General features: G+C 53.3%; 26 protein-coding genes and 1 pseudogene. 13 read left to right on the top strand and 14 right to left on the bottom strand.

Features of this window, described 5'->3' with window-relative positions; genetic code table 11:
* Positions 1-113 precede the first annotated feature (113 nt).
* Genes KAJ71_RS07465 through KAJ71_RS07455 form a run of 3 tightly spaced genes read left to right on the top strand, consistent with a single transcriptional unit; the run spans position 114 to position 3542 of the window.
* Positions 114-1652: an MFS transporter gene (locus tag KAJ71_RS07465; protein WP_248945131.1), complete on the top strand. Its 1539-nt coding sequence runs from the start codon at positions 114-116 to the stop codon at positions 1650-1652.
* 41 nt (positions 1653-1693) lie between these two features.
* Positions 1694-2788 carry an HlyD family secretion protein gene (locus KAJ71_RS07460; RefSeq protein WP_446033329.1) on the top strand — a complete coding sequence of 365 codons (1095 nt, stop codon included), beginning with the start codon at positions 1694-1696 and terminating at the stop codon, positions 2786-2788.
* Positions 2769-3542, top strand: a complete 774-nt coding sequence (locus KAJ71_RS07455) for a siderophore-interacting protein (RefSeq protein ID WP_248945129.1) — start codon at positions 2769-2771, stop codon at positions 3540-3542. Before KAJ71_RS07460 ends, KAJ71_RS07455 begins: the two co-directional genes overlap by 20 nt.
* Positions 3543-3596: 54 nt before the next feature.
* Here KAJ71_RS07455 and KAJ71_RS07450 read toward each other — a convergent pair whose 3' ends face one another.
* The 6 genes from KAJ71_RS07450 to KAJ71_RS07425 form a co-directional block, all read right to left on the bottom strand.
* Entirely contained in the window at positions 3597-5096 is a 1500-nt protein-coding gene (locus KAJ71_RS07450; RefSeq protein WP_248945128.1) for a helix-hairpin-helix domain-containing protein, read from the bottom strand.
* Positions 5097-5126: 30 nt separating this feature from the next.
* Entirely contained in the window at positions 5127-6728 is a 1602-nt protein-coding gene (locus KAJ71_RS07445) for a PP2C family serine/threonine-protein phosphatase (protein ID WP_248945127.1), read from the bottom strand.
* Positions 6728-7768, bottom strand: coding sequence for a TerY-C metal binding domain-containing protein (locus KAJ71_RS07440; RefSeq protein WP_248945126.1), 1041 nt, complete (start codon positions 7766-7768; stop codon positions 6728-6730). Before KAJ71_RS07440 ends, KAJ71_RS07445 begins: the two co-directional genes overlap by 1 nt.
* A 96-nt stretch (positions 7769-7864) precedes the next feature.
* Positions 7865-8503: a vWA domain-containing protein gene (locus KAJ71_RS07435; protein WP_248945125.1), complete on the bottom strand. Its 639-nt coding sequence runs from the start codon at positions 8501-8503 to the stop codon at positions 7865-7867.
* A complete protein-coding gene (locus tag KAJ71_RS07430; protein ID WP_248945124.1) occupies positions 8500-9144 on the bottom strand; it encodes a TerD family protein in 645 nt (214 codons plus the stop codon). Before KAJ71_RS07430 ends, KAJ71_RS07435 begins: the two co-directional genes overlap by 4 nt.
* A gap of 20 nt (positions 9145-9164) precedes the next feature.
* Positions 9165-9803 (bottom strand): vWA domain-containing protein, encoded by a 639-nt coding sequence (locus KAJ71_RS07425; protein WP_021807361.1) that lies wholly within the window; start codon positions 9801-9803, stop codon positions 9165-9167.
* 466 nt (positions 9804-10269) lie between these two features.
* Between KAJ71_RS07425 and KAJ71_RS07420 the strand changes: the two genes are divergently transcribed.
* Both KAJ71_RS07420 and KAJ71_RS07415 read left to right on the top strand, forming a co-directional pair.
* On the top strand, positions 10270-10977 hold the full coding sequence (locus tag KAJ71_RS07420) for a hypothetical protein (RefSeq protein ID WP_248945123.1): 708 nt from the start codon (positions 10270-10272) through the stop codon (positions 10975-10977).
* Positions 10978-10979: 2 nt separating this feature from the next.
* Positions 10980-11306, top strand: coding sequence for a DUF2645 family protein (locus tag KAJ71_RS07415; RefSeq protein WP_248945122.1), 327 nt, complete (start codon positions 10980-10982; stop codon positions 11304-11306).
* A gap of 37 nt (positions 11307-11343) precedes the next feature.
* Here the strand turns inward: KAJ71_RS07415 and KAJ71_RS07410 are convergent, their stop codons facing one another.
* Entirely contained in the window at positions 11344-11823 is a 480-nt protein-coding gene (locus KAJ71_RS07410; protein ID WP_248945121.1) for an Hcp family type VI secretion system effector, read from the bottom strand.
* A gap of 274 nt (positions 11824-12097) precedes the next feature.
* Here KAJ71_RS07410 and KAJ71_RS07405 point away from each other — a divergent pair.
* Positions 12098-12241 (top strand): annotated as a pseudogene (locus KAJ71_RS07405) (IS4 family transposase); the annotation flags it as partial.
* A 44-nt stretch (positions 12242-12285) separates the two neighbouring features.
* On the opposite strand, the gene KAJ71_RS07400 reads toward KAJ71_RS07405, so the two are convergent.
* The 6 genes from KAJ71_RS07400 to KAJ71_RS07375 are packed head-to-tail and all read right to left on the bottom strand — an operon-like array spanning position 12286 to position 17763.
* A complete protein-coding gene (locus KAJ71_RS07400; RefSeq protein WP_248945120.1) occupies positions 12286-12759 on the bottom strand; it encodes a tellurium resistance protein TerW in 474 nt (157 codons plus the stop codon).
* Positions 12760-12761: 2 nt separating this feature from the next.
* The gene (locus KAJ71_RS07395) at positions 12762-13718 is read right to left on the bottom strand and encodes an HpcH/HpaI aldolase/citrate lyase family protein (protein ID WP_248945119.1); all 957 of its coding nucleotides are present in this window, start codon (positions 13716-13718) and stop codon (positions 12762-12764) included.
* The gene (locus KAJ71_RS07390; RefSeq protein WP_248945118.1) at positions 13718-14797 is read right to left on the bottom strand and encodes a cysteine protease StiP family protein; all 1080 of its coding nucleotides are present in this window, start codon (positions 14795-14797) and stop codon (positions 13718-13720) included. Before KAJ71_RS07390 ends, KAJ71_RS07395 begins: the two co-directional genes overlap by 1 nt.
* A gap of 1 nt (position 14798) precedes the next feature.
* Entirely contained in the window at positions 14799-15572 is a 774-nt protein-coding gene (locus tag KAJ71_RS07385) for an HAD family hydrolase (RefSeq protein WP_248945117.1), read from the bottom strand.
* Positions 15565-16695 carry a phosphoribosyltransferase domain-containing protein gene (locus KAJ71_RS07380; protein ID WP_248945116.1) on the bottom strand — a complete coding sequence of 377 codons (1131 nt, stop codon included), beginning with the start codon at positions 16693-16695 and terminating at the stop codon, positions 15565-15567. The genes KAJ71_RS07385 and KAJ71_RS07380 overlap by 8 nt, the downstream gene beginning before the upstream one ends.
* A gap of 3 nt (positions 16696-16698) precedes the next feature.
* Positions 16699-17763 carry an ATP-grasp domain-containing protein gene (locus KAJ71_RS07375; protein WP_248945115.1) on the bottom strand — a complete coding sequence of 355 codons (1065 nt, stop codon included), beginning with the start codon at positions 17761-17763 and terminating at the stop codon, positions 16699-16701.
* Positions 17764-18088: 325 nt separating this feature from the next.
* Here KAJ71_RS07375 and KAJ71_RS07370 point away from each other — a divergent pair, with 325 nt between their 5' ends.
* The 7 genes from KAJ71_RS07370 (at position 18089) to KAJ71_RS07340 (ending at position 24050) form a co-directional block, all read left to right on the top strand.
* On the top strand, positions 18089-18676 hold the full coding sequence (locus KAJ71_RS07370; protein ID WP_248945114.1) for a TerD family protein: 588 nt from the start codon (positions 18089-18091) through the stop codon (positions 18674-18676).
* Positions 18676-19842 carry a TerD family protein gene (locus tag KAJ71_RS07365; protein ID WP_248945113.1) on the top strand — a complete coding sequence of 389 codons (1167 nt, stop codon included), beginning with the start codon at positions 18676-18678 and terminating at the stop codon, positions 19840-19842. Before KAJ71_RS07370 ends, KAJ71_RS07365 begins: the two co-directional genes overlap by 1 nt.
* A gap of 23 nt (positions 19843-19865) precedes the next feature.
* Positions 19866-20321, top strand: a complete 456-nt coding sequence (locus KAJ71_RS07360; protein WP_141130908.1) for a tellurite resistance TerB family protein — start codon at positions 19866-19868, stop codon at positions 20319-20321.
* A 24-nt stretch (positions 20322-20345) separates the two neighbouring features.
* Complete coding sequence (locus tag KAJ71_RS07355) at positions 20346-21389, top strand: TerC/Alx family metal homeostasis membrane protein (protein WP_248945112.1); 1044 nt, start codon at positions 20346-20348, stop codon at positions 21387-21389.
* A gap of 56 nt (positions 21390-21445) precedes the next feature.
* The gene (gene terD, locus KAJ71_RS07350) at positions 21446-22024 is read left to right on the top strand and encodes a tellurium resistance membrane protein TerD (protein ID WP_021807715.1); all 579 of its coding nucleotides are present in this window, start codon (positions 21446-21448) and stop codon (positions 22022-22024) included.
* A 72-nt stretch (positions 22025-22096) separates the two neighbouring features.
* Entirely contained in the window at positions 22097-22672 is a 576-nt protein-coding gene (locus tag KAJ71_RS07345; RefSeq protein ID WP_248945111.1) for a TerD family protein, read from the top strand.
* Positions 22673-22799: 127 nt separating this feature from the next.
* Positions 22800-24050: a vWA domain-containing protein gene (locus KAJ71_RS07340; protein WP_248945110.1), complete on the top strand. Its 1251-nt coding sequence runs from the start codon at positions 22800-22802 to the stop codon at positions 24048-24050.
* Positions 24051-24167: 117 nt separating this feature from the next.
* Here the strand turns inward: KAJ71_RS07340 and KAJ71_RS07335 are convergent, their stop codons facing one another.
* On the bottom strand, positions 24168-24860 hold the full coding sequence (locus tag KAJ71_RS07335) for an HAD family hydrolase (RefSeq protein ID WP_248945109.1): 693 nt from the start codon (positions 24858-24860) through the stop codon (positions 24168-24170).
* Positions 24861-25017: the final 157 nt, after the last annotated feature.

The raw sequence follows: 25017 nt of genomic DNA, 5'->3' as shown, positions 1-25017 counted from the left end.
GGATTGCGTTTTATGCAATTAGTTAATTACATGATTTCATTTTAAACAATCGAAACAAGTCTGGATACTGCCACTGACGACAGAGAGTAATGACAACACGGCAGGAGTAAGGAATGGTTGATGCGGCTTTGACGCCACAGCTTAAGAATAAGTGGCTCACCAGCGCAGGCGAAATGAGTGGCCGCACCTGGCTGGGGTTATTGGGGGTGTTTTTAGCGGTTATGGCCAGTGGCGTGGGTGAGAATGCTAGCAAGTTTGCGCTGGCGGATATTCAGGGCGGCATGTTGCTGAGCCTGGATGCTGGCAGTTGGCTGACCACCTGTTATGTCGGCGGCTTTGTGATTGGATCCGGGTTCACCCCCTGTTTTTGGCCGACCTTTTCGCTGCGCCGGGTGGCGTTGGTGATGTGCGGCATTTACCTGACCGGTGGGCTGATAACGCCCTGGTTAGCGGGAGATTATCCGGCGCTGCTGGCGGTACGTAGCCTGCAGGGTTTTGCCGGTGGCGCTCTACCGCCAATGTTGATGACCGTGGTGCTGCGCTTTATGCCACCGCTGATCAAAGTGCTGGGTTTAGGTGCCTACGGCTGGGTTTCTGCCTGGAGCGCCACGCTCGGTGCTACTGCTGCCGCCTTTGCGTTTCATTGGGGATGGGGCGGTTATTTCTACTGGAACCTGCCGCTGATGGCGATTGCTGCCGTTTGCATCGGCTTTGGATTACCGCAGGATCCGCTGCGTTTGGAACGCTTGCAGCAGTTCAACTGGCGCGGTTTGCTGCTCGGCGTCGTCGCCCTCGGCATGCTGACGATAGGTATTTCTCAGGGGGAGCGGTTCGACTGGTTCAATTCTCCGCTGATATATACCTTGTTATTAGGCGGCGGCGGGTTATTGGCCCTGTTTTTAATCAACGAATGGTTTCATCCGCTGCCTTTTTTCAATCTGCAGTTATTAAAGAAAAGGAACCTGTCTTTCTCATTAATCACGCTGGGCGGCGTGCTGCTGATTATGGTGTCGCTGGTGAATATCACCTCGGGTTATTTAGCTGTAGTCCAGGGATATCGGCAGGAACAAACCTCAGACATGATGCTGTGGGTGGCGTTGCCACAGTTGATTACGCTGCCGATTGTCGCCGTTATCTGCAATACGCCACGGGTTGATTGCCGTTGGGTGCTGGCAATCAGCCTGCTGTTGATGGCCAGCGCCTGTCTGTTGGCCACCCAACTGACGCCAGAATGGAACGGTGAAAGCTTCCGCGCCATTGCGCTGTTACAGGCGGTGGCACAACCGATGGCCATTATACCGTTGCTGATGTTGGCAACCGGCGGACTACTGCCAACCGACGGCCCCTTTGCGGCGGCATGGTTTAATGCAGTGAAAGGCTTTGCAGCCACTGCGGCCAGCGGGGCTATTGCTTTACTCAGCCGCCAGCGCGGCGATTTCCACCACGCCGTGATCGCCGATGGTTTTGGTTCTACCTACCGCGATACCTCACCGGTTTCTGCGGAACAGCTTTCACAGATTGCCGCCAGGCAGGGCTACGTTTTGGCCAGCGCAGATCTTTATATGCTGGTGGCGGGCCTGGCGTTATTGCTGACGGTGTTGATCGTTGTTATGCCGACACGCATTTATCCACCGCGCCCGGTTGCCGCGTAGCAATTTATTATCAGGAATGAATCATGATGGGAATTAAGTTTATGGCGCATAAAAAAGCCACTTTTGCGGTACTGACCATTGTTGTTATTACGCTGGGGTTATTAATTAACAAGTTTTTTATTAATGCCACCCAACAGCACACCAACGATGCCTATATTCGTGCCGATATCTCGCGTATCTCTCCGCAAATAGCCGGTGAAATCGCCCAGATTTTGGTTAAAGACAACCAGTGGGTCAAACAGGGGGAATTGCTGGCCGTCATCGATCCGCGCGAATTCAATGTTGCTCTCTTGCAGGCGACGGCGCAGGAGCAATCCGCTCGAGCCCGCCAGGACGATGCCAAAGCCAATCTGACGCGGCAAAACTCACTGATAGACGGTGCTCAGGCGCAACGACAGGCGGCACAGGCTGAACTGGAGTTCGCCCGCCAGGAACAGAACCGCTATCAGAAAATGGCCAACATCGGTGCGGGTTCCTTGCAGGCGGCACAGCAGGCAACGACGCGCGTGCATACCTTGTCGGCCAATGTGGCTCAGACGGAAGCGGCGCTCAAAGCGGCGAAAAACATGCTGCAAGTGCTGCAGGCAAAGCTGGCGGACAGCGATGCCGAACTGGCGTTGGCACAAGCTCAAAAGGCGATGGCTGAACTGAACCTGTCCTACACCCGCATTACCGCCCCGATCGCTGGCGTGGTTGGCAAGAAAAGCCTGCGGGTTGGTGAGTTTGTCAAACCGGGCGATGTGTTGCTGGCCATCGTGCCGCAGGACAAGCTGTACATCATTGCCAATTATCAGGAAACCCAGTTGGAAAACATCGCCCACGGGCAGGAGGTGGATATCCACATCGATACCTTCCCGGGCCAAACGCTGAAAGGCTTGGTAGATAGCATTGCCCCGGCCTCTGGCGTCAGTTTTGCGGCCGTAGCCCCAGAAAACGCCACCGGTAATTTCACCAAAATCGTCCAACGTATACCGGTAAAAATTGTTTTCGATATCAATAACGAACACGAAACGCTACTGAATGCCCTGCGCGTTGGCATGTCGGTAGACGTCAGCATCAATACGCTGGACGGCTGGAAACCCGCCCATCCATCAGCAGCGTTAAAGGAGAACGTTTATGCACAACACGCTGAATAAAATCGTCGACAACATGCTGGAAAGAGATCCCCGCCGCAAGCGGGAAGCCAGAGTCAGCGCCGTCCGGCAATTAACGGCCAAAACCAGGCGCATTACCCTGAGTGGTGACGACGTGGATAAGTTTATCGCCGATCCGCGCACGTTGGAGCCAGCCAGCTGGGTCAAAGTCTTTTTCCCGTGGCGCGATACCTTGGCCGGGCGAGCTTACACGTTGAGCGGTATTGATAAACTCGCCCGCACCTTTGATATCGATATGGTGCTGCATGGCGAAGGGCCTGCATCCAATTGGGCCTATGATGCGATGCCGGGCGATAAGCTCGGTTTCGCTGGCCCCTGTTCCGGCGGCTTTCGGCTGTTGCCACAAACCCGCTGGCTGCTCCTGCTGGGGGATGAAACCGCTCTGCCTGCCATGCGCACCATCCTCGCTTCGCTGCCAGAACCTTTACCGGTGTTGTGGTTCGCCGAAGTGGGTGACGCGCAGGAAATTCAGGACGTCGATTACCCGTTGTTGCGGGTTAACAGCTGGCAGATACGTACCCGACATTTTGACAGCGTAATGAACAGCCCGCTGGTGCAGGCCGTTAGCCACTGCGATCTGCCCGCCGGGCAGGGCCAGGCATGGATAGCCTGTGAGCAACAGGTTGCCGCTTATCTGAAAGAGCGCTTTATCAATGAGATGGGTATCCCCAAAGCCGCGCTGTTCGCCAAGGGTTATTGGAAAAAAGGGGAGTCAAACTTCAAGGGGGCGGTTTGAGCCGTTCGTAAGGGAGGCAGTGCGGGGTACGTCCACACCCGCACTTACCAACGCTTAATTCGACACCAACTGCACCACCACCAGCCTGCCGCCTTCCTCGGTAGAAAGCACGAACTGAACGCCGTCGTTCAGCGCCAGCTTGTCACCGATTGCCACCGGGGTTTTATCCGGCAAGGAGAGCAGTCCGCTGATGCCTTCATTCACCAGCCACCACTGATCGTTATGGAACACGAAATAGCCCACGCGTTTTTTCTGCGCGTCTGGCGTACGTTCGTTGGGGGCGATCAGGCGGTTAACGTGCCAGGCATAAATTGACTGGCCGCTCCATACCATCAGGCGATGATCGTCGGGGCGGAAGCTCCCGGCTTTACGCGAGGAATAAAGGTTCAGGATCGGCAGTTTGCCCTTGAACGGCGTACCACAATACGGGCAGGCCGGGCGGTTTTTACCGGAGAACACGTACCACTTCTGCTCGCAGGCATCGTTCTGGCACGGCTGGATCAGATCGACCGTTTTCACCAGCGCCGTTTCCCACTCATCGGCGGTTGGCCGCCTGGTGGGTTCGTGCAGGCCTTCAATAAACGCCCGTTCAAACAGTGGCGTCAGGTAGGGGCCCATAATGGTGTAGGGCACTTTCTGCGGATCGGCCCAAGGCAGTGAAGAAGGGCTGACCTGGTTGAGTTTGACTGCGTTGCTGTGATCGGTCGGGTGCTCAATAAATAGCGCCCTTTCACCCATCGCCAGCGATTCATCGCGCATCTCGTCGTCCATGTCATGGATCTTGCCGCCGCGCAGTGGGTGGCGGAAGAACAGATACATATAGATAAGGACGGATAATGCGTGCCTGTCGGTGGCGATGCTTGGCAGTATGCGCTGCGGATCTTCTTTCGGCAGATGGCTGGTTTTCACCACTTCCGGGGCAATAAAGTCCGGCGTGCCAACCACGTCCGGTGGGTATTTGCCTGGTACCACTAACCCGTCGACGTCAATGATACAGGCGTGGCCCTGCTCGGGGTCGATCAGCACGTTTTTATAGCTCAGATCGCTATGGCACAGGCCAGCGGCGTGCATACGCCGGACGGCTCTGGTCAGCAGCAAGCAGACCTTCAGGTAATTCAGGGTGTTGCCGCGTTCGCGCGGATCCAGGAACTTGTTCTGGTTATTGGCGCTGGCAAACCATTTACCTTCCTTCTCGCGGCCTTTAATCCCCAGGAAGTCATTATTCTTTGAGCCGTACTTGAAGAAGAAGTGGCTCTGGTAGGTAGGCACTACGATGCCGATTTTGCCGTCGTGTTCCACTATGCTGGTGGGCCAACAAAACAGCCCTTGCCAGTAATCGCCACCGGCTTGCTCAAAGATGTTCTGGCGGTAGCGGCCAGTGATCATCTCGATGCGTTCTTTCGCCTGCTCGTTCTGCGGCTTTTTATAGAACGCCACCACGTAGGACTTATCCGGTGAAAAGTAGACGTCCTTCATCGAGCCAGAGCCGATGATTTCATCGACATACTGGATGGTTTCGCCATCCCTGGTGGTACAGGTAACAATATTTGCCATTTTACTCACCCGCTATGTAGTCCAATCCATTCACCACGCCACGATTAGGGTCCGATCATCGTGATTGCCCGGGGAGAAGAAGTTGAGCCATTCGGCCAGCCGCTCTGCGGGCTGTGAGGGATCGCTCAGGCAGGGCGTCAGCTCTGCGATCAGTTCATCCCACTTCTGGCTATTTTGCAGGCCATTATCCGTTTCAAACCGGGGATCGGAGACGCCGTCGGTCATCAGCACCAGATGAGAGACCTCGGTCCATTTACCGATGCTGATGCGTTTACTGAAGTTCGCATCGTTCACGGCATCGGCATCCAGGAAACGCGTTTGGCCCGCATATTCGCCGCTGTCTGGCGTGCCCAGCACGCGCACTTTACCCACCGGCCCGTAGGCCGCAATGGCACCGTCGCCCAACCAGAATGAGGCGGCGAACAGCTCGGCCCCGGTACGGAAGGAAACGGTGACCAGCAGCGTGGTGGAATAGGATTTGGCGCTCTCTTCGGCCTGGATAGATTCATTGCTGATATTGTTGACGGCCATGATTGAAGCTTGGCGGAATAGGCGATTAAACGCCTCCCAGACTATCCGTTGATCGTTGGTTCCCCAGTTTTCAACGCAGGCTTTGAGTTCCTGCCCTTTGTCGCTATTCAACAGGGTTGTCAGGTAGTCGCCCACGGTTTGGGTTGCGATGCGGGAACCCTCGCGCGAGTTTTTAGCACTGCCCGCACCGTCGGCTACCAACATGATATTCCAGCCAGTATCGCTATTGCTGGCGATGTAAAAGTCGTCATCCCGGAAGGTGCCCGCATGTTCATGTGAACGCCCTCTGCGGCTGGCCGCCACGATGTTCACGCCAGTCTCCAGGATCTGCTGATGGGCGATATGCGGTTTGAAATAGCGCGAATCGGCAGGCGGCTCGAGGATTTTCCACAGGCTGCGCGGGTCAGGATTAACGATAAAGGGTACTTGGGTGGAGCTTTGCGGCGCGGTAGGGCAAGACCAGGTGACCGTGATGTCAAAGTCGCCGCTTTCGGTAGCGGTTCCTGTCAGTGAAGAGGTCGCCGGATCAAAGGCGATGCCGATATCTTTGGAGAACGCGACGGCCAGCACTTCGGCAGTCGTTCCATCATCCAGCACGATATCGATTTCAGAGTGGAAGGGGACGCCGGTACGGGCATTAGCCACGTTGATTTTTGCCTGCGGCTGAATGTTCTGCGGCGTGCTAATCGGGGTAGCGGTGCCGGAAGGGATCTGGCCTGGCTTCAGGTTTTCTTTGGCGGTTTCTTCAGGCAATGTGGCATCTCCTTGCACTTCCAGCGGCTCAAACGGTGCTTTCTGCCAGTCGTCTGGTGTTGGCAGGTCTGCGGTTTCTGGGGCGGCAACAGGGTTGTCATCGTCTTTGGTGAGGACCACTTTAGGTTCGTCGGCCAAGGTATCGTCATTGGCAACCCGCGGCGGAGCTTCTGTTGTCTCAACCGTTGCGGGGGTCTTGGCCGTCACTTTGGTGATGAGGTTGGTCAGCAAGGCACCGATCTCATCATCGGCTTGCAGGCTGGCAAGCTGAGCGGCATCCGTCGTTGCGCCCGTTTCTGCCAGGATCAGCATGAGTACGTTTTGGCGCAGTTTTTCCACGTCTTGCATCAGCCTTTCCCCCGCGTCACGTCAAAATCAGAGTCGCCGCCGTTATCCCTGAACGTCAGCCCCTTATCGCACCACGGGCAGATAACGTCATCTGGCCCGTTGATACACAGCAGTTTACCGCAGCTACACATTGCAAACGCACTAGCGTTACCGCAGTACGGGCAACCCGGCACGCCGTGCAGTTCGCTGGTATTGACCTGAATGGCCGACGCCGATTCATCGCTCCAGGCAAAATACTCCTCATCGATCGGGAAGCAGCCGTTGAGGTTAAAGCCGTTGATATTGAGCTTGAAATCCAGCGAGGAAAGTTTGATGGCCGGGCGTTCGTATTTCATCAGATAAGGACGGCGTGATTTGCTGCAACGACCCGTCAGGGTGACGCAGTTTTCGTCGTAGGCTCTGGCAATATCGTCTTTGGCCAGCCGCACAATGTGATCGGTGTGGGTGATCAGCGGAGGCGCGTCTTCCCCCACGCTGCGGCTGTGCGCAGAGACAGACGCGGTGATCCACTTAATGAACTGGGCGAAATCCCCTTCCTGACTGTCGGTGAACAGTAGGACGTTGTCGGTCAGTTGCCGCAGAATGTTCATATCCGCCGAAGGGCCAAGGCCGATGGCGATCAGGTTGACCTTATTGGCGTAGTGTTCTTTCCAGCGCTTGATTTCGGGAGCGGTATCGTCCGTTGGGCGGCCATCGGTTAGCAAGTACACCACCGGTTTCCAGTCGCCTTTGCGTTCCTGGGTGGTTTTTCTGACCTGTTGATCCAACTGACGGGTCAGTTCCCGCAATGCTGCCCCCAGGTTGGTCCCACCGCCAATTGGCAGGCGAGGGGGATAAAACGACACCACCTCCACCAGCGGAACGATGGTTTTCGCCACCCCGGCGAAGGCGATCACCGATATCCAGGCGGTCTCAAGCGCGTGGGGATCTTTTTTCAGGTCGCTGACGATCCTTTGCAGGCCATCATTCATTTTCTTCAGGCTTTCCCCGATCATGGACTCTGAGCAGTCCAAGACCAGGAAGATGGGCAGTCTTCTCATGGTTAAAAACCTCGTCAGGCGGATGCTTCTTGCAATGCGCGTCATGGGGCAATGAAAAAAACAGGCAAAGCTCCGGGTAGAGGCTTTGCCTGTTGGCTACAGAACCAGCTGTATTTCCGGTGGCGGTGGCGGGAGGTTATCCTGCCCGGCGTTGACACCTGCACTGGAACTGCCTGACGCAACGCTGGCCGACACCCATTTGAAGAAGCCGGAAAAGGCCGTTGAATCCAGAGTTTCGAGAGCCACAACTTGAGAGGTCAGTCGCTTGAGGTGTTCATGTTTGGCCTTCGGCCCGACCGCACAGGCGATAATGGAGCCGAAGGAACGTTTTTTGACTTCTTTGATCGCCTCGCCATAAGCATAGCTGTCTGACGGGGTGCCATCGGTCATCAGGAACACCAGTGGTCGCCAGTCGCCTTTCTGATCGCCATCGGAGCGGTGGATATCCCGATCGACACATTTGATCAGGCACTCAAGCGCGGCTCCGGTGAAGGTGCCACCCGCACTGGGGACGACGATGTCGTTGAACTGGAACTCTTCCAATGAGGTTAGCGGGATAAACTCTCGGGCTTCGTTATCAAAGGTGATGATGGAGATATGCACGCTTTCCAGCGCATACGGATCCTGGCGCAGCGCGCTCATCATTGACTGAATACCCACGTTCACGGCATGGATAGATTCCCCGCGCATCGACCCGGAGGTATCAATCAACAGGTAAACGGGTAATCTTCTCATGGTAGGTAATTCTTCAAGTGGGACACGAAGGAGTCGGACTCGGAAGGTTCGCCAATGGCGTTCAGTTTCCAGCCGGTGCTTTCACGCACCAACTCGGCAAACAGCATGGAACGCTGGCCATCAAAGGCGGCCCCGCCCGAAAGATCGAAACGCGCCATCTCAACGTTTTTGGCATCCACTGCACGGATAAAGGCGTTTTGAACTTTGCCGAAGTGCTGCTTCAGCTCCTGGCCGTTATAAATCTGCACGATAAAGACGATTTTTTCGTACTTGGGATCGAGGGAGTTCAACTGGACGATAATCTGCTCGTCATCCCCATCGCCCGCGCCGGTACGGTTATCACCAGTCAGCCAGATATGGCCAGACTTATGGCGCAGGCTGTTGAAGAAAATGATGTCCCCGTTAACCAGTGAAGGCCGGCCGTTTTCCACATCGCCCAGATCGGTGACTTTGCCTTGGGCATTACACAGGAAGGCGATGACGTCGAGATCATACTCCGGCTCTTTCTTGCCAAACAGACCACCCAGAATGCCTTTCTTCTCTTCATTGATATCCCAGCCGAGCCCAATGGTGACTGAGGAAAGGTCGTGTTCGTTTTTACGCAGGCTGACGCTTTGTCCTTTACGCAAACTGACTGACATAAAATCTCCTTGAAAATGTTTTATAGAACAACGTTAACTTCGGGTGGTGGTGGCGGTAAATCGTCCAGGCCAATAACTTCCTTTTTACCTGATTCGACTTTCTGGCTGCCGACGGAAATGCTGGCCGACACCCATTTAAAGAAGGCTTTGATCGAGGTGGAGTCCGCCGTATCCAGCTGGAGCACGATCTCGGTGATTTCCTGGAGTACTTTGGTTTCGGCGCTGTGGCCGGCGGCGCAGGCGACGACCACGCCGGTTCTGGCGGCTTTAAAGTCGCTGACGCCTTTGCGCCAGTCATCCGTTGGCGAGCCATCGGTCATGATGAACACCAGCGGGCGCCAATCGCCTTTGGTCTCGGCGGTGGTTTTCTGCACTTCGTTGCTGATGCTGGTGGCGACCAGTGAGAGGGCTTCACCCAGCGCAGTGGTGCCGCTGGCCACCAGTTCTGGCAGCTTGAAGCTCAACAGATCGGTGAGGGGCACCGCCTGGCGTGCGGAGGAATCAAAGGTAATGACGGAAACATAGGCGGTTTCGAGGGCATAGGGATCTTGTCGCAGGGTGGAGAGCAGCGTTTGCACCCCATTTTTGACTGCTTCAATAGGTTCGCCCGTCATGGAGCCCGAAGTATCAAGTAGCAGATAGACCGGAAGTCTTCTCATAGTATTCCCTTATTGAGTGCCGAGTTTTTATACCCGTCGTCTTTCAAGCTGCAGCGTTGTTACCTGCGCTTGTTCACCCCAGTCACTTACAAAAGCAAGCTCCTAGGGATGAGCAAGCTTGTCGCCTAGCCGCAACTCGAAATCCATAGGGTATACATAATAAGTGTTCTGGTCGTTATCTCAACAGAAATACCCAGAGGTTTTGTGATGGCACAGGCTAAACGGGCGCAGCATGTGAACTGACCCCAAGAAGTTGGACGGTTTAAAATTAAGCTTGGAGTGCCTCTACGACGGCGAACCGATTCCCCACCTACATTGACAACTGGCGAACAATGTAGGGCTGACGAAGAGTTTGATGCTAAAAATCAGGTGTAGGTTTACCATCCCTTTATTGCAATTAGCGGTGACGATTTATCTACATTAGTTTATATTGAAATAATACTCATGATGATAAGGAACGTCTGTAATGATAAATAAATTTTGCAAAATAAATTCAATGTCAAACTTTCCAAAATGGGATGGTGGTGATTTCGCCCTATGGAAGTTTTTTCCTGATGATGAAGTGTTGGTCACAGGAGAACCTAGGTTATGGGCATACAAAGCTGCATTCCTTCAATACAATAAAGACAAAATATTAAAGTATGCACAGAAAGAAAGAATACCAGCGTTGCTTTTAGGTGGGGTGGCAGTAGCAGAAGTAGCAGGCACCCCCGAGCGAGCTAAAGCCTATGGTGTGCTCCAAGCATATCAACTCATAGATTTTTTCAAAAATACTGGGAATACAAAATCCAATGCAACATCGGTTGGAAGCTTGGCAATTCAACTTAGGGCTGCTGCGGAAACGCTTGGCATTGACCCAAGAACTTTATCATCAACCCAACAGTTACAGTTGGCCAATTGCCTCTTAGATGATGAGTTTAATATAAGTGTGGTCGCCAAGCATCTTAGGGAACTTATAATATATGACAATCCAGGTATAACTGATACGATAAATATAACAGACGAACAACTGATCATCGCTGCATCAAGGTATAACCGAGGAATAGAAAGAAATAGAGATGACTTTGTGGCATCAATGAATGCAGAAATAGGAAGCCCGATAAGAGATTATTCTTCTTACGGAAGAACTATAATCAAAAGAAGATATATTATAAAGAAAATTCTCGGGATATAAAAATGAAAAAAATAACACCAACTTCAATTATAGTAGTGATATACATTTGGTTTCTAATGTTCTCATCAGTCATTTTCAGCTCTTTCAGTGAAGAGTCCTTTATTGATGGTGATGAAATTAAGAACATTTGTGACGTAGTTAGGGTTTTTGTTGTAGACGACTACAGGGGAACCATGGCAATAGCGATATTGTTGGCATTCTCTCCGGTTGTTATTTACAGTGCGGTAAGAAAGTTTCGAGGAGTGATTGTTAATATTAGTATTGCGGCTTTTTTACTTTCCTGGGTGTATCTCTTTATTATAAAGTATAAAGACTGCCTTTGGTTTTGATTTTAGAATCCGCCCTAGTGAATAGGGCGGATTTTATTTACATAACCCTTTCATCCCAAATGCTATAACCAGAAGTACCAGCAATGTGATGCTCCCATGTGATACTTTGGTATTTTAAAGTAATCATTTCTTCAGGTTGGTTGTTTTCATGATCAATGGCATGCGGGTATATAGTGTTAATCCTACTGATATAAGCTTTAGTTAATCTAACTGAGTAGTATAATTCTTGACTACCTGATGCTGATGTTCGATAGAAATCGAACCGCACATCTAGACACTCGTTACTTGATATGGACACTCCCCAAAGTGGAGAAGACTTATCTATCGGCTTAACAAATGAAATAGGCCCGTGATTAACATTTTGCTCTCTTGATATAGCGTGCTCGAAAGCATGCGCTAATATTTGATCTTCATGACCAGTTTGATATTTATTGCCAATAGATGCAAAGGTTGAACATCCGCCAGAAATCAACCCTTGTCTTTCACCTTTAACACTTACATAAATCGAATTACCCATATATAAAATCCTTTTATAAATGCATAGTTATATAACACAATCAATGCATTATCTCTCGCTGAGAGGTAATTACATCAAGTTCCTGTCTAATTGTGATTAAAGTCACAAAAAATACGCATGGACAGAATTACCTGAGTGTCTAGGCGGTGGGTCAAAAAGTAAAGACAAAAGTATCTATTTACAATGATGATGTTATTGAAATAAATACATATAAAATTTCTATATATCTGGCTACCTATTCATATATTTTGTGCTTCTTCTAGCGAGGTGAACTCCTTCGCTTTTGCAGGATCTGGAAAGTATGGCGCAGTTGGTAAAATTGCCCATAAGAAGGGAAAGAGCATTCCCATGAGTGGTGAAGGAAAGGCCGTGGAAATACCCCAAAGCGCAGAAGAAAAACAGCCAGTCAGTTGCTTAACTGACTGGCATTACTCCCTGTGGGAGAGGGTTAGGGTGAGGGGATTACGACTTCTGTTTACTGGCCTGAATGCTGCGCACCAGGTCATCGATACAGCGCTCGACAACCATATCCACCGCTTCGCTGCGGGTCGTTTCCGTCACTCTGGATAAGCGATCGATTTTGCGTAGCACCGACATTTTTAATGACAGCGACACGGCTTTCTTCTTCTCTTTATCCAGATAGACCCGGCTGACGGTTTCGCTGGTTTTCAACTCCGAGTTAGCTGCCAGCGCATCTTGCATACGGCGAAACGTCTTCTTGTCTAAATGCCCAGGTACAGTCAGCTGATAGGAGTGAGTGGCCTTGCGGTACTTGATCTCCGCCTCGTAGGATTCTCTCAGTTCCTTAAGCACGCGTGTCAGGGTTGGCCCCGAGCAGTCTAACTCGGTGATGATCTTGTCTGCGGATACGGCTTTACCCGCACTGAGTAAAATGGCCAGCTTATAGATCCGTGCCTGTCGCGTATTAAGTTGCATGATTAATGACTGCCTGCGTTGATGCTAAACCGGTGGCTTTCCTGAGATGACTCGCTGGCAATTCCATATACCTGAGCACGCGCCAGGATCTCTGACGCCCAACGGCGATGGGTTGCCGGTTCGCACATGGTTCCCTGCGATTTAAATACCGCCTGCGAGGAGTTAAGGATCCGCAGCGCATCGGTATGATCGTTTGCCTGCACCATCAACGCCTTTTCGATCTTGCCGATCTGATTCGGGTGGATCGCCGTCTTGCCGACCAGGCCATGGGCGATATCGAGCGCCAATTCCCGATCCATGATCTGGTGATCGTCAATATGCTCACAAACCGGTGCCGTCAGGGCAAAATCACGCGGGGAAAACACGGCGACCAGCATTTTTATCACGTAGCCCATCGGGCCGTCATACAGTGTCAGGTTGCGCGGCCTTCTGAGCGCCACCACGTTCATCAGATCGTTGCCACCGATACGCAGGGCGATGATGCGCCGATAGCACGGGTGGTGATGCAAGGTCGTGGCCAGCTCTCGCATTTGCAGCACGTCAAATACTTCTTCTGTCTCGAGCGTGGGCATCATGCACAGGTGCGAGCCCTGCATCATGTTCCACCAGTAAGGCAGCGAAGCCAGCGTGAATTTGGGTAGTACAAAGCCGTCCACCGCGCTGAAATCCATGCTCGCCATCAGCTGTTTACCCATCTCTTTATGACGAGGCCGTACGAATACCAGCGGCCAGTGGTCATTGCCCTCCGCTGCCTTGGCTTGGGCCAACGTCTGGGTGAGTTCGCGCAGGTTGTCCAGCGCCTGGGGAATATCTTCGTCACTGACCGCGTCTTCCAGGCAGACGATCAGCGAGCGTAAACCGGCGATCTTGTTATTGAGGATCGCATCGGCGATATCTGTTCTGGTAGCGGGCATATAGAGTGAAGCACCCAGCCGCCAAGGGGAAAGTCGTTGGTTCATTAGAGCACCTTCTTGATAATTGTCACCGCACGGTACTGCCCGATCTCATCACCGACTTCGGTAATGGTCAGCCCCTTTTCGCGCGCCAGATAGACCAGCAGCGCGACGTCAGGATCGTCTACCGCACGGACCAAGACGTGATCCGGTACTCTGCGTAGCACGGCTCGCGTAGCCTCTGCGATCCCTGGTTTAATTCGGTTAATGCTGGCAACCTGATATTTTTCGGCGAGGTGGTTAACCACCTTCTCACTTTGTTGTTTCAGGTAAGCCTTTCTCTCTGCATCCTGTGTGCAGGGCTCAAGCGTCGCTGTGTCTAGCGTTGCGCGATACTGTGCCACGGTATCCACCAGCAGACGGCTGCATTCAAACTGGGCGAGATGATCGCATTGTACGCAGCCGTGCAGGCCTTCGTTTGACCAGATAGAGCGTGAGATCATGCCGGAAACCGGCGCGCCCATAATGCCAAACGGGATCAGCCAGTCGTCGTCGCTGGCTGCCAACCACGAACACCCACAAGGATCGGCAAGTACCACCAAGTGCGGCTGGGCAGGATAGCCAGGCCGGTTGTTGAGGGAGCGGATCAGTTCGCCGGTAATGGCACCTTTGCCCGTCCAACCATCGACAAAGACTATCCCTTCGGTGCCGTGGCGTGCCTCAATCCAGTCGAGTGCCACCGAGTCAATGCCCCGGTCGCGGATGATACTTATGCCGTAGTGATACGACTCTTTGCCCATGGCCCGCAGCGTTTGCTGGAGCATCACCCCCAGAGGAACACCGGCACGTACCAGGCTGGCCAGAACTATCGGCGTATCGCCGAACCGTTCAATCAGCGCAAGGGCCAGCATTGAGACTTCTTTTGCCAGGCGTCCCGCTCCCTGATCGAGTGCGCGGGCAAACAGGTCGAGGTGTGAAGGGGTTGGCTCCGGCTCCTGGCTCAACATCTCCGAGTAGTGACGGGCGCCGGACTGGATCAGTTGTTCTTTCTGATCGACCGGCGTCATTTCCATTTCTACCGGTTGCAGCAGAAAGTGAACGTCCTCGGGCAGGTATGAGCCGGAAAAGGGCACAAAATCAGACATATTACTGCTCTCCGAAAATATGGCGGGAGATCGCTTCGGCGAACTGGCTCTGGCGCGGTAGGCCAAACCAGGTGCAAAGCTTCATAAAACGATGATCGCTGAGGCTGTCGCCTAACCCGATAACCGGGAACACGCCGCGTTCAAGGCGCAGTTTTTCCAGCAGGAAGGACACTGCCAGCCCTTTCTCTACCACGGTCGGCAACCAGGCCACGTTGTTGCTGTTACGGTGGACGTAATAACCCTCGGTCGGGAACAACTGCTCAATCTCATCGGCGATGGCGTAAAGTTCGTCCAGGCGGGTGCTGTCGCGGTGTTTCATCACCAGGTAGACCGGCGTGTCGCCGTATTCATAGTTGATACGCGCCCAGCCATTGATGTTGCGTTCGGCCATCAGCTCGGTGATTTTACGCTGCATCGCCAGCAGGTTATCAGCGTAAGGTTGCAGTTTTTCCAGCATCAGCGCCTGCCATGCCGGGTCTGCCTGCCCCTGTGGGTTGAGGATCACCGCACCGTGCGTGGTAACCGCCCATGACTTGAACGGGATACTCACCCGGGCAATCTCTTCGGTTCCCCGTGCGGTCACCGGGATAAGCTCTGCATGCTCCAGCATCCAGTCCACCAGCATTGACTGCTCTTCGGTCATAAAGCTGCGTGGCTCCAGGCTACGATCCAAGGCGCCGGTGCGATACGGGGCCAGGTCGAGTTCATCGACCATCTTGCGGCGCGTCTGGAACAGGGTGTCGTCCAGATCGGAGAAAATGACCGGCTTACTCATAGCAAACGACCTCAACGGCAGGGGCGACCTGTTTTAACGCCTCAATTAACGCGGGATCAACGCTTGCCGCAGGGGTTTCGATACACAACAGGATCCGGTCAAACTGCTGGTGGGCCACGTTGTAGACAAAGTTGGGGATGCCCAGCCCATAGTTATCGCCAAAGGCGATGGCGGACTGGATGGCGAACCCGGTGGCAATCGGCGAACGGGTGGTGGAGCTGAATTTAACCTCGGCCCCCTGTTTTTCCAGGCGTTCTGCCAGCAGGAATGGCTCCCAGACAAACTCGCTGCTGCCCAGTACCAATAATTTCTCCCCTGGATGCGTCTGAATATCGCGCCCAAGATCCGCACTTGGTGATGAGATACCCAAGCGGCCCCAGCTTTGTTTACCGGTGATCGGCACGCTGCCGGTCGCCGTAACGTTGACGGCTGGCATCACCGGTACTGGAGCATCGGGATTTTTTTCCCAGTGCCAGTCACCCTGAACCAATGACACATACTGGATAGGGATTGGGCTGCGTTGGGCGAGCGCGTCGCCGCTCCAGTCGGTCAGCGTGACGGTGATGGCGCGGGTAATGTTGTGTAACCCGGCATCCTGTTGCAAAGCCTGTAGCAGGTTGATAAAGGTATTGCCGGTGGTGGCCTCATCGTCGATCAGCACGACGGTTTTAGCTTCCAGCACGCGGCGGCGCAGTTCGGCATTCTGTGGCAGATAAATCAGGTGGTCGGTGGCGTGGCTGTGATTTTCTTTGAATTCGCACAGCAGCTCGCCCCCCTCTACCGGGTGACGGGTGGAGGTCAGGTATACCGGGTCGCTAACACTGCCCCGGACTTCGTCAAACACACCAGCCCCGAATCCGACGGCGGTTTCCGCCATGCCGATAAACAGCACCGGGCCTTGATCACAGGCCGGGAACAACGCGGCCAATTGCTGGTAGACGGCGCGCATGACGCTTGGCTTCACCGGGATATGGCGGCCCAGCACTTTGCTGACGAACAGAAACGCGCGTTTCGGGTTGCGCCTTTCGGCCACGTCAAACAGCTCATCCAGCGCGGTAGTGCCGCCCGTTGGTGTCACCTTCAGCGTGCCGCAGGACAGCGTGCGGGAATAAGTTTTCATCATGGGTTAGCCCTTCACCAGCAAGTTGTCGAGCACGGGGTGATATCTGACGACATCGGTAATGGAGCGGACGATTGCTGGGGAGAATGCGGCTTTAGCCTCATCAATCACTTCCTGCTGGCTCATTACGCCTAGCTTATACAGGGCGAATAGGCCCGGCAGATTGACGCTGCTGAAACGGGTATAGCCGATACCGCCAGACGGGCGCAGGTTGATTTCCAGCAGCACCGGACGCCCGCTGGTGTCGTTGCGGGTTTGCACGTTGACCAGACCGTCGGCCTGCATCGCGGTGGCACAGGCAATAGCCAGTTCAAACGCCTCGCCGTGGTTCTCCAGATATTGCAGCGCCCCTTCTTTTCTACGTGCGACAGCAGCCAGCACGGCACCCTGATCAACCAACATGTCGACGGAGTATTCAGGGCCAGGCAGGTAAGGCATCAGCACCAGCGGCTCAAACTCGCCAGCGTCTGCCAGCGCACTGAGGTAGCGCTGCGGGTTCACTTTGCGGTTTTCCGGATGGGTAAAGGCGGCCATCGGGCCCACGCTTTCATCGAAACGCCAAAATCCCATGCCATAAATACCCTTCACCGGTTTGACGCACAGCTGCGCGCCAGGGAAAGGGGAATGGCTAATCAGATCGCGCAGTTCGGCCACCGACTCAATGCGCAAAGAGGGGACGACTGGCAACCCCTGCCGCTCCATAGCCTGGGCAAATGCCACTTTGTCATCGGCCAGCTCAAACATCGCCTGGCTTTTGGCGCCGGTGGTCAGTGTGACACCGGCAGCCTCGATCTGTTGGCGATGGGCTTCAAACCACTGCGTGTTGCGGCCCGTGTGGATGGCGTTAATGCCGCACTGTTCCACCGTAGACAGAATGAAGGGTAGCCGTTGTTCGTCTTCTTTCGGTTCGAACAAGGCGACGTCTGCCTGGGAGAGGATCTCGTTACGTTCATTACGGTGTGAGGCAACCACCGTCACGGCAGTTTGCTTGGCTTTCACCAATGAAACGATGCCCTGAATAATATCCCGCTGGGAAGATAAACCTTCCATAAGCCACATTTTGAGTGTCATTTTTTTGATTTTTACCGTTCAAGGCTTGATGGTTAAAAGGATCGCTGTGGGTTGAGGCCACTCTGATGGCGATGTCAATCATAACATGATGTCAGTCTAGAAGTGAAAAGATACGTTGATAAGTGGCAAAAAATGAAGGTTAAAATCAAAAATTTAAACCATGTTAAAAAAATAATATTATTAAAAATATAGATTTAAAGTAAATCAAGATAAAGATAGGCAAAAATAGGCTTGTGCGCGAACACCATCATGATATGATTTTCTACTCATGGAATTTGGTGTAAAAAATCACTATTTTCAATACCAACTTGAAGGAACTTAGACCATGGTGTCATTAACCAAGAACCAGACCGTTTCGCTCAGCAAGCAGTCATCTGCCATCAACCAGCTGCACTTCGGCCTGGGGTGGGATCCCATCAAGAAGAAAGGTGGCCTGTTGAGCAAGATGTTCGGCGGCGGCAGTGATGCCATCGATCTCGATGCTGGCTGCGTATTGCTGGATAAAGATGGCAATACCATCGACACCATCTGGTTCCGCCAGCTTAAGTCTCGCTGCGGCGCAGTGGTGCACAGCGGCGACAACCTGACCGGTGAAGGCGATGGCGATGACGAAGTCATCCTGGTAGCGCTGGCAAAACTGCCAGCGCAGGTGGAATACCTGGCCTTTACCGTCAACAGCTTCCGTGGGCAGTCGTTCAACGATGTGGAAAACGCGTTTTGCCGCGTGGTCGATCAGGCTAACAAGGAGCTGGCGCGCTATGGGCTGAAAGAGCAGGGTGCGCATACCGGTATCGTGATTGCTTCACTTCGTCGTAACAACGGCCAGTGGGATTTTACCGCGCATGGCAAAGCGTGCAGCGGCAGAACCATTGATGACATGCATGCAGACATCGTCGCTACCGTGGTGCGCTAATGAATATGACTCCAGGGGCCAATGCCCCAGTTCCATCTAAATTATTAACGGTGCGCGTGCTGTCCGGCGCATCGGTCGATGCCTCCGCTTTCCGCCTGTATGCCGACGGTAAAGTGAAGGGCGACGCGGACATGATCTTTTATGGTCAGCCCAAGAGCGATGACGCCACGGTTGCCCTGACCCAAGAAGGCCATAACTCCAGTTTCGCGGTAGACGTCAGCCGCCTGCACCCAGACGTGCAGAAAGTCGCCTTTACGGTGACCTGTGAAGGGGCTCAAACCGTCGCGGGCCTGCAACGTTTGCTGATCCAGATTGAAGCGGACAACGAAGTGTTGCTGGTGGGTACCGTTGAGCTGAATGGCCGCCAGGAAGCCGCCTTGATCCTGGGTGAGCTTTACCGTCGCAACAGCGAATGGAAGTTCCGCTTTATCGCTCAGGGCTTCAACGGCGGGCTGAAACCGCTGGCTGAGCATTTTGGTGTGGATGTAGCGGATGCTCCTGCCCCGGCAGCGGCTCCTGCGCCAACGACTGCACCGGTCCCAACGCCGGAGCCAGCCAAAATCAGCCTGAGCAAAGTGTCATTAACCAAAGAAAAACCGGCTATCAGCCTGACCAAGCGGGATAACTTTGGGGAAATCCGTATCAACCTGAACTGGCATCGCGGCAGCGGCCCGACGGGTTTACGGGCGATGTTCAGTTCGAACAAGGGCGTCGATCTCGATCTCGGGGCGTTTGTCGAAATGGCCAACGGGGAAAAAACGGTGATCCAGGCGCTCGGTAAGCGTTTTGGTGACTACAACCGCGAGCCGTTTGTCCAACTGCAAGGCGATGACCGCACCGGTGATATCTCGGACGGCGAATGGCTGCATATCAACGGGCGCGAATGGAAACATATCCGCGAAGTGCTGGTTTATGCCTTCATCTACGAAGGGGTCGCGAGCTGGGATAAAACGGACGGCGTGGTGACGTTGCACGTGCCAGACCAGCCACCGATTGAAACCCGCATGTCGGAAGGCCAGAACAACCGCAACATGTGTGCCATTGCGCGCCTGGTTAACGAGAACGGTAGCATCAAGGTTGAGCGTGTTAACCGCTTCTTTAACGGTCACAGTGACATGGATCAGGCTTTCGGCTGGGGTTTCAGCTGGAGAGCAGGGTCAAAGTAATCAATTTCACAGAGGATTTCACCATGAGTTTTTTCAACAAGGTTAAAGGGGCATTCAGTGCCAGTCGCGACGAGCTGACCAAGCAGGTTAGCCGTTTCAAGAACAAAAAGTTCATGCAGGGTACCGTGGCCGTTTGTGCACGTATCGCCGTGGCCAGCGACGGCGTCAGCTCTGATGAAAAACAGAAGATGATTGGGTTCCTCCAGGCATCTGATGAGCTGAAAGTGTTCGAGACTTCTGAAGTCATCGAATTCTTTAACAAACTGATCGCCAGCTTTGAGTTCGATGTCGAAATCGGCAAGGGCGAAACCATGAAGTACATCCTGGCGCTGAAAGATCAGCCAGAAGCGGCCCAGTTGGCCATCCGTGTAGGTATCGCCGTAGCTAAAAGCGACGGTGACTTCGACCAGGATGAGCAAAAAGCAGTACGCGAAATTGTGGCTGCGCTTGGCTTTGATGCGGCCGAATTCGGTCTTTAATGTAATATCCTCAAAAGGTTAACTATGGTATCCACGCACATCGGCTTCCCGACCGAAACCGTCATTGTTTTCATTGTATTGGCTGTCGGGGCCATTTTTATCGACTTGTTTATGCACCGTGATGACAAGCCTATTTCGCTCAAGAGCGCAGCCTTGTGGTCTGTTTTCTGGGTTGCCATAGCGATGGCCTTTGCAGGCTTCTTGTATATCCACCACGGTGCCGAAGTGGCCAGCCTGTTTGTCACCGGTTATGCACTGGAGAAAGTGCTGTCGGTTGATAACCTGTTTGTCATGATGGCTATCTTCTCCTGGTTCGCCGTGCCGGATCGCTATCGTCACCGTGTGCTCTACTGGGGCATTATCGGGGCTATCGTGTTCCGGGGCATCTTTGTTGCCATCGGTACCGGTTTGCTCAGCCTCGGGCCGTATGTTGAAATTGTCTTTGCGCTGATCGTGGCCTGGACGGCGGTGATGATGTTGCGCAGCGGCGATGACGGTGATGAGATCGAAGACTATTCGCAGCACCTGGCGTATCGCATGGTTAAACGGTTCTTCCCGATTTGGCCGAAGCTCAGAGGCCACGCTTTCTTGTTAAACCAGAAAGAAGTCGATGAAGAACTGGCCAAGCCGGAAAACAAGGATGTCACTATTGGCCGTGGTGCCAAGGCTTGGCGGTATGCGACACCGCTGATGCTGTGCGTGGCCGTGGTTGAGCTGTCCGACGTGATGTTTGCGTTTGACTCGGTGCCTGCCATCATCGCGGTGAGCCGTGAGCCGCTGATTGTTTACAGCGCCATGATGTTTGCCATCCTCGGTTTGCGTACGCTCTATTTTGTGCTGGAGGCGCTGAAGCAGTACCTGACGCATCTGGAAAAAGCCGTTATTGTGTTGCTGTTCTTCATTGCGGTGAAACTGGGTCTTAATGCCACCGACCACATCTGGCATCATGGGTACAGCATTTCAGCAACGGCGAGTCTGTTTGTCGTGCTGGGCGTTCTGGCGGTGGGTATTCTCGCGAGCGTCATGTTCCCAGGCAAATCCGACGCCGAGGAGAAAAAGGAGAGCTGATCTCCTATCCAGCTGAAATCTATTTAAATAAGTTTAATTTTTGAGAGGTTAGAACAATGAGTGTTTCTTTATCTAAAGGCGGTAATGTTTCCCTGAGTAAAGCAGCTCCAACCATGAAGAACGTGTTGATTGGTTTGGGTTGGGATGCACGTTCCACCGATGGTCAAGACTTTGACCTGGATGCCTCTGCATTCTTGCTGGCCGCAAACGGGAAAGTGCGCGGCGATGCTGATTTCATTTTTTATAACAATCTGACTTCTTCAGACGGTTCCGTTACCCATACCGGTGACAACCGTACTGGTGAAGGTGACGGTGATGACGAATCTCTGAAAATCAAACTGGATATGATCCCAGCTGATGTCGACAAAATCGTGTTTGTGGTCACTATCCACGATGCACAGGCTCGTCGCCAGAGCTTCGGCCAGGTGTCCGGTGCCTTTATCCGTCTGGTAAATGATGACAACCAGACCGAAGTGGCCCGTTATGACCTGACAGAAGATGCGTCCACCGAAACCGCCATGCTGTTTGGTGAGCTGTATCGCAACAACGCCGAGTGGAAATTCCGCGCGGTAGGTCAGGGTTATGCCGGTGGCTTGGCTTCCGTGTGTGCTCAGTACGGCATCAACGCGTCCTGATCGACAAGCTAGTTAATATGACGGGCAGTACACCACTGCCCGTATCATCCCCTACAAAGCAGGAGCTTTAAAATGGCAGTTTCTCTCGTAAAAGGCGGTAACGTATCCCTGACCAAAGAAGCACCAACCATGAATATTGCCATGGCTGGCTTAGGTTGGGATGCGCGCGTCACCGACGGCCAAGGGTTTGACCTGGATGCCTCAGTATTTATGGTTGGTGATGACGGTAAAGTGCTGAATGACAGCAGCTTTATCTTCTTCAACAACAAGAAGAGCACCTGTGGTTCCGTTGAGCACCAGGGCGACAACCGCACCGGCGAAGGCGATGGCGACGATGAGCAAGTCAAAATTGAGTTGAGCAAAGTGCCTGCTGAAGTCAAGAAACTGGTTTTCGCTGTCACCATCTATGATGCCGAAGCGCGTAAACAGAATTTCGGCATGGTCAGCAACAGCTACATGCGTATCTTCAACAACGATAACGGCACCGAAATCGCTCGCTTTGACCTGTCTGAAGATGCTTCTACCGAAACCGCAATGGTATTCGGCGAGCTGTATCGCAACGGTGCCGAGTGGAAATTCAAGGCCGTGGGCCAAGGTTTTGCCGGTGGCCTGTCCGCCCTGGCCTCGCAGCATGGCGTGAATATCTAAGACACTGAATTAGCTCCCTCTCCCTGTGGGAGAGGGTTGGGGTGAGGGGAACATGTATCCCCCTTGCCCTGCTCCACCCGCCAATATTACCGTTATGGAAAAGCTATTTTAACAGGAGGTTATCCTGATGATGTTACAGTCCGGCCAGAATCTGGTAGTCAATGGCACCCAGCTCAACCTGACCCTGCAGTACCCCGCCAACCCTGGTTTTAAGAGTGAGCCTGATACCGCAGTATTCCTGCTGAATGCCGAGGGCAAAGTCCGTGGCGATGCCGATTTTATCTTCTTCAATCAAACCGCTACCCCCAACCGCAGCGTCGTTTTACAAACCACCCACCAAAGCAGCTCTCTTTCACTGGATCTAAGCAAGATTGACGCCAATGTCAGCAAAATTGCCATCACTTTGGTGATTGATGGCCCTGATGCAATCTCTGGGCTGCAACACCTGAAAATGGATGCGCAGAACGTTGCCCAATACAGCGTAGAAACCCCAGGTCGTCAGGAGAAGGCGCTGATTGTGGCCGAAATTTATCGCCATGCCGGTAACTGGAAGCTGCGCGCGCTGGGGCAAGGGTTTAACGGTGGCCTGGAGCCGCTGGCGTTAAACTATGGCGTTGATGTGGCTCAGCCAGCTGCGCCTGCCTCCCCGCCGCCGCCGCCGACCATCAGCCTGGAGAAAAAACTGCAGGATAAAGCCCCGCATTTGGTGAGCCTGGCGAAGAACGTCACCGTCAGCCTGGCTAAATTCAACCTGCAATCGGTAAAGGCCAAAGTTGCGTTTGTGCTGGATGCTTCAGGATCGATGACTGGGCAGTTTAAAAAGGGCAATGTGCAAGCCGTGCTGGATCGCATCGCCGTGCTGGCCGTGCAGCTTGACGATGATGGCTCGATGGACGTCTGGGGCTTTGCCGAAAAACATGCCAAATATCCCGATGTGACGCTGGATAATCTTGATGGCTATATCAAGGCGATCCAGGGCAGCGGCAAGCGCTCAATGTGGGAGATCCTGCCAAAGCTGGGCGGCACCAATAATGAACCGCCGGTGATGGAGGAGCTGATCGAGACGTTTAAACACAGCGATATGCCGGTATACGTGGTGTTTATTACCGACGGTGGCATCAGTAAAACGCGCCAGATCAAAGAGGCGATCAAACGTTCGGCCAACTACCCGATTTTCTGGAAGTTTGTCGGCCTGGGTGGCTCGAACTACGGCGTGTTGGAAAATCTGGATACCTTCACCGATCGTCGGGTGGATAACACCAACTTCTTTGCGATTGACGATTTTGCCACGATGAAAGAAGACCGTTTGTACGATCTGCTGCTGGAGGAGTTTAAAGATTGGTATGACGCCGCCAAGGCGGAGCGGATTATTGTTTAACTTAGTAATACCAGAGAGTTAAGCAAAATATAGACGTACAGTGACGCCCTCACCCTGGTTCTCTCCTTTAGTGAGAGGGTTGGAGGGGGCGAAACTGATTGCCAGGAATTCCTACGCTTATTGATCGGTCTTGCTGATAACGTTTGGCTCCGCCACGCGCAGCCTTTTGACCGCAGAACGGCGCTTTGACCAGGCCGGATGGAAATGCCGCCAGTGCGCGTCCTGGGCAGCCGCCAACAGTTCGTAGTCCCCACGGGTATCGCCCCAGGCTCTGAGATGATAGTTCCCCATCGGGCCGTAGATATTTTCCAGGCGTTCAACCTTCTGCCCACAGCGGCAGTTATGGCCGGTGATGCGCCCAGTGAGCTTCCCGTCAACCACTTCCAACTGAGTACCAATCAGCTTGATGCCCAAACGATCGGCAAACGGCTGTAGCACCAGGGCTGGTGAAGCGGAACAAATCGTAACCTCAGCGCCGGAACTGACCTCCATGGCAACCGCAATCAGCCCGGAAGGGCGCATCAGCTTGGTCCAATAGGCTGAACAAAATGCTTCCGCCTGCTGACGGAACCAGTGCTCATCCACCCCCGTCAGGAAAACCTTAATCAGGGTTTCTTTTAGCTCGTCGCGGGTGAGCTTTTTACGCAAATGCTTAAACGCAGGCTGCGCCAGCTGCAACAAGCGCCGGGCAAAGACCCGTCGCCCAAAAGCGAAACGCAGAAATGGGATAAAACTGTCGTGGTGCGTCAGCGTTCCGTCAAAATCAAAAACCGACAAAACTTGCGTTGTACGACTTGCCTCTGTATCCATCTTTAAATCATACCTCTACTGTGCAACACCGGGCGTTTTCCCAATCTTGTGGATGATAGCAGAACTGCCCCGCAGGTTGAATTTTTGCCAACCTGGCCTGCACCAACCTCTAAAACACGATCGTACCCTCAATAACCCTCCTCTTTATGTGATTTAT

Origin of the sequence: Serratia silvae (assembly GCF_023282985.1) — a bacterium.
Taxonomy (GTDB): domain Bacteria; phylum Pseudomonadota; class Gammaproteobacteria; order Enterobacterales; family Enterobacteriaceae; genus Chania; species Chania silvae.
This window is presented reverse-complemented; position numbering and strand designations above follow the sequence as displayed.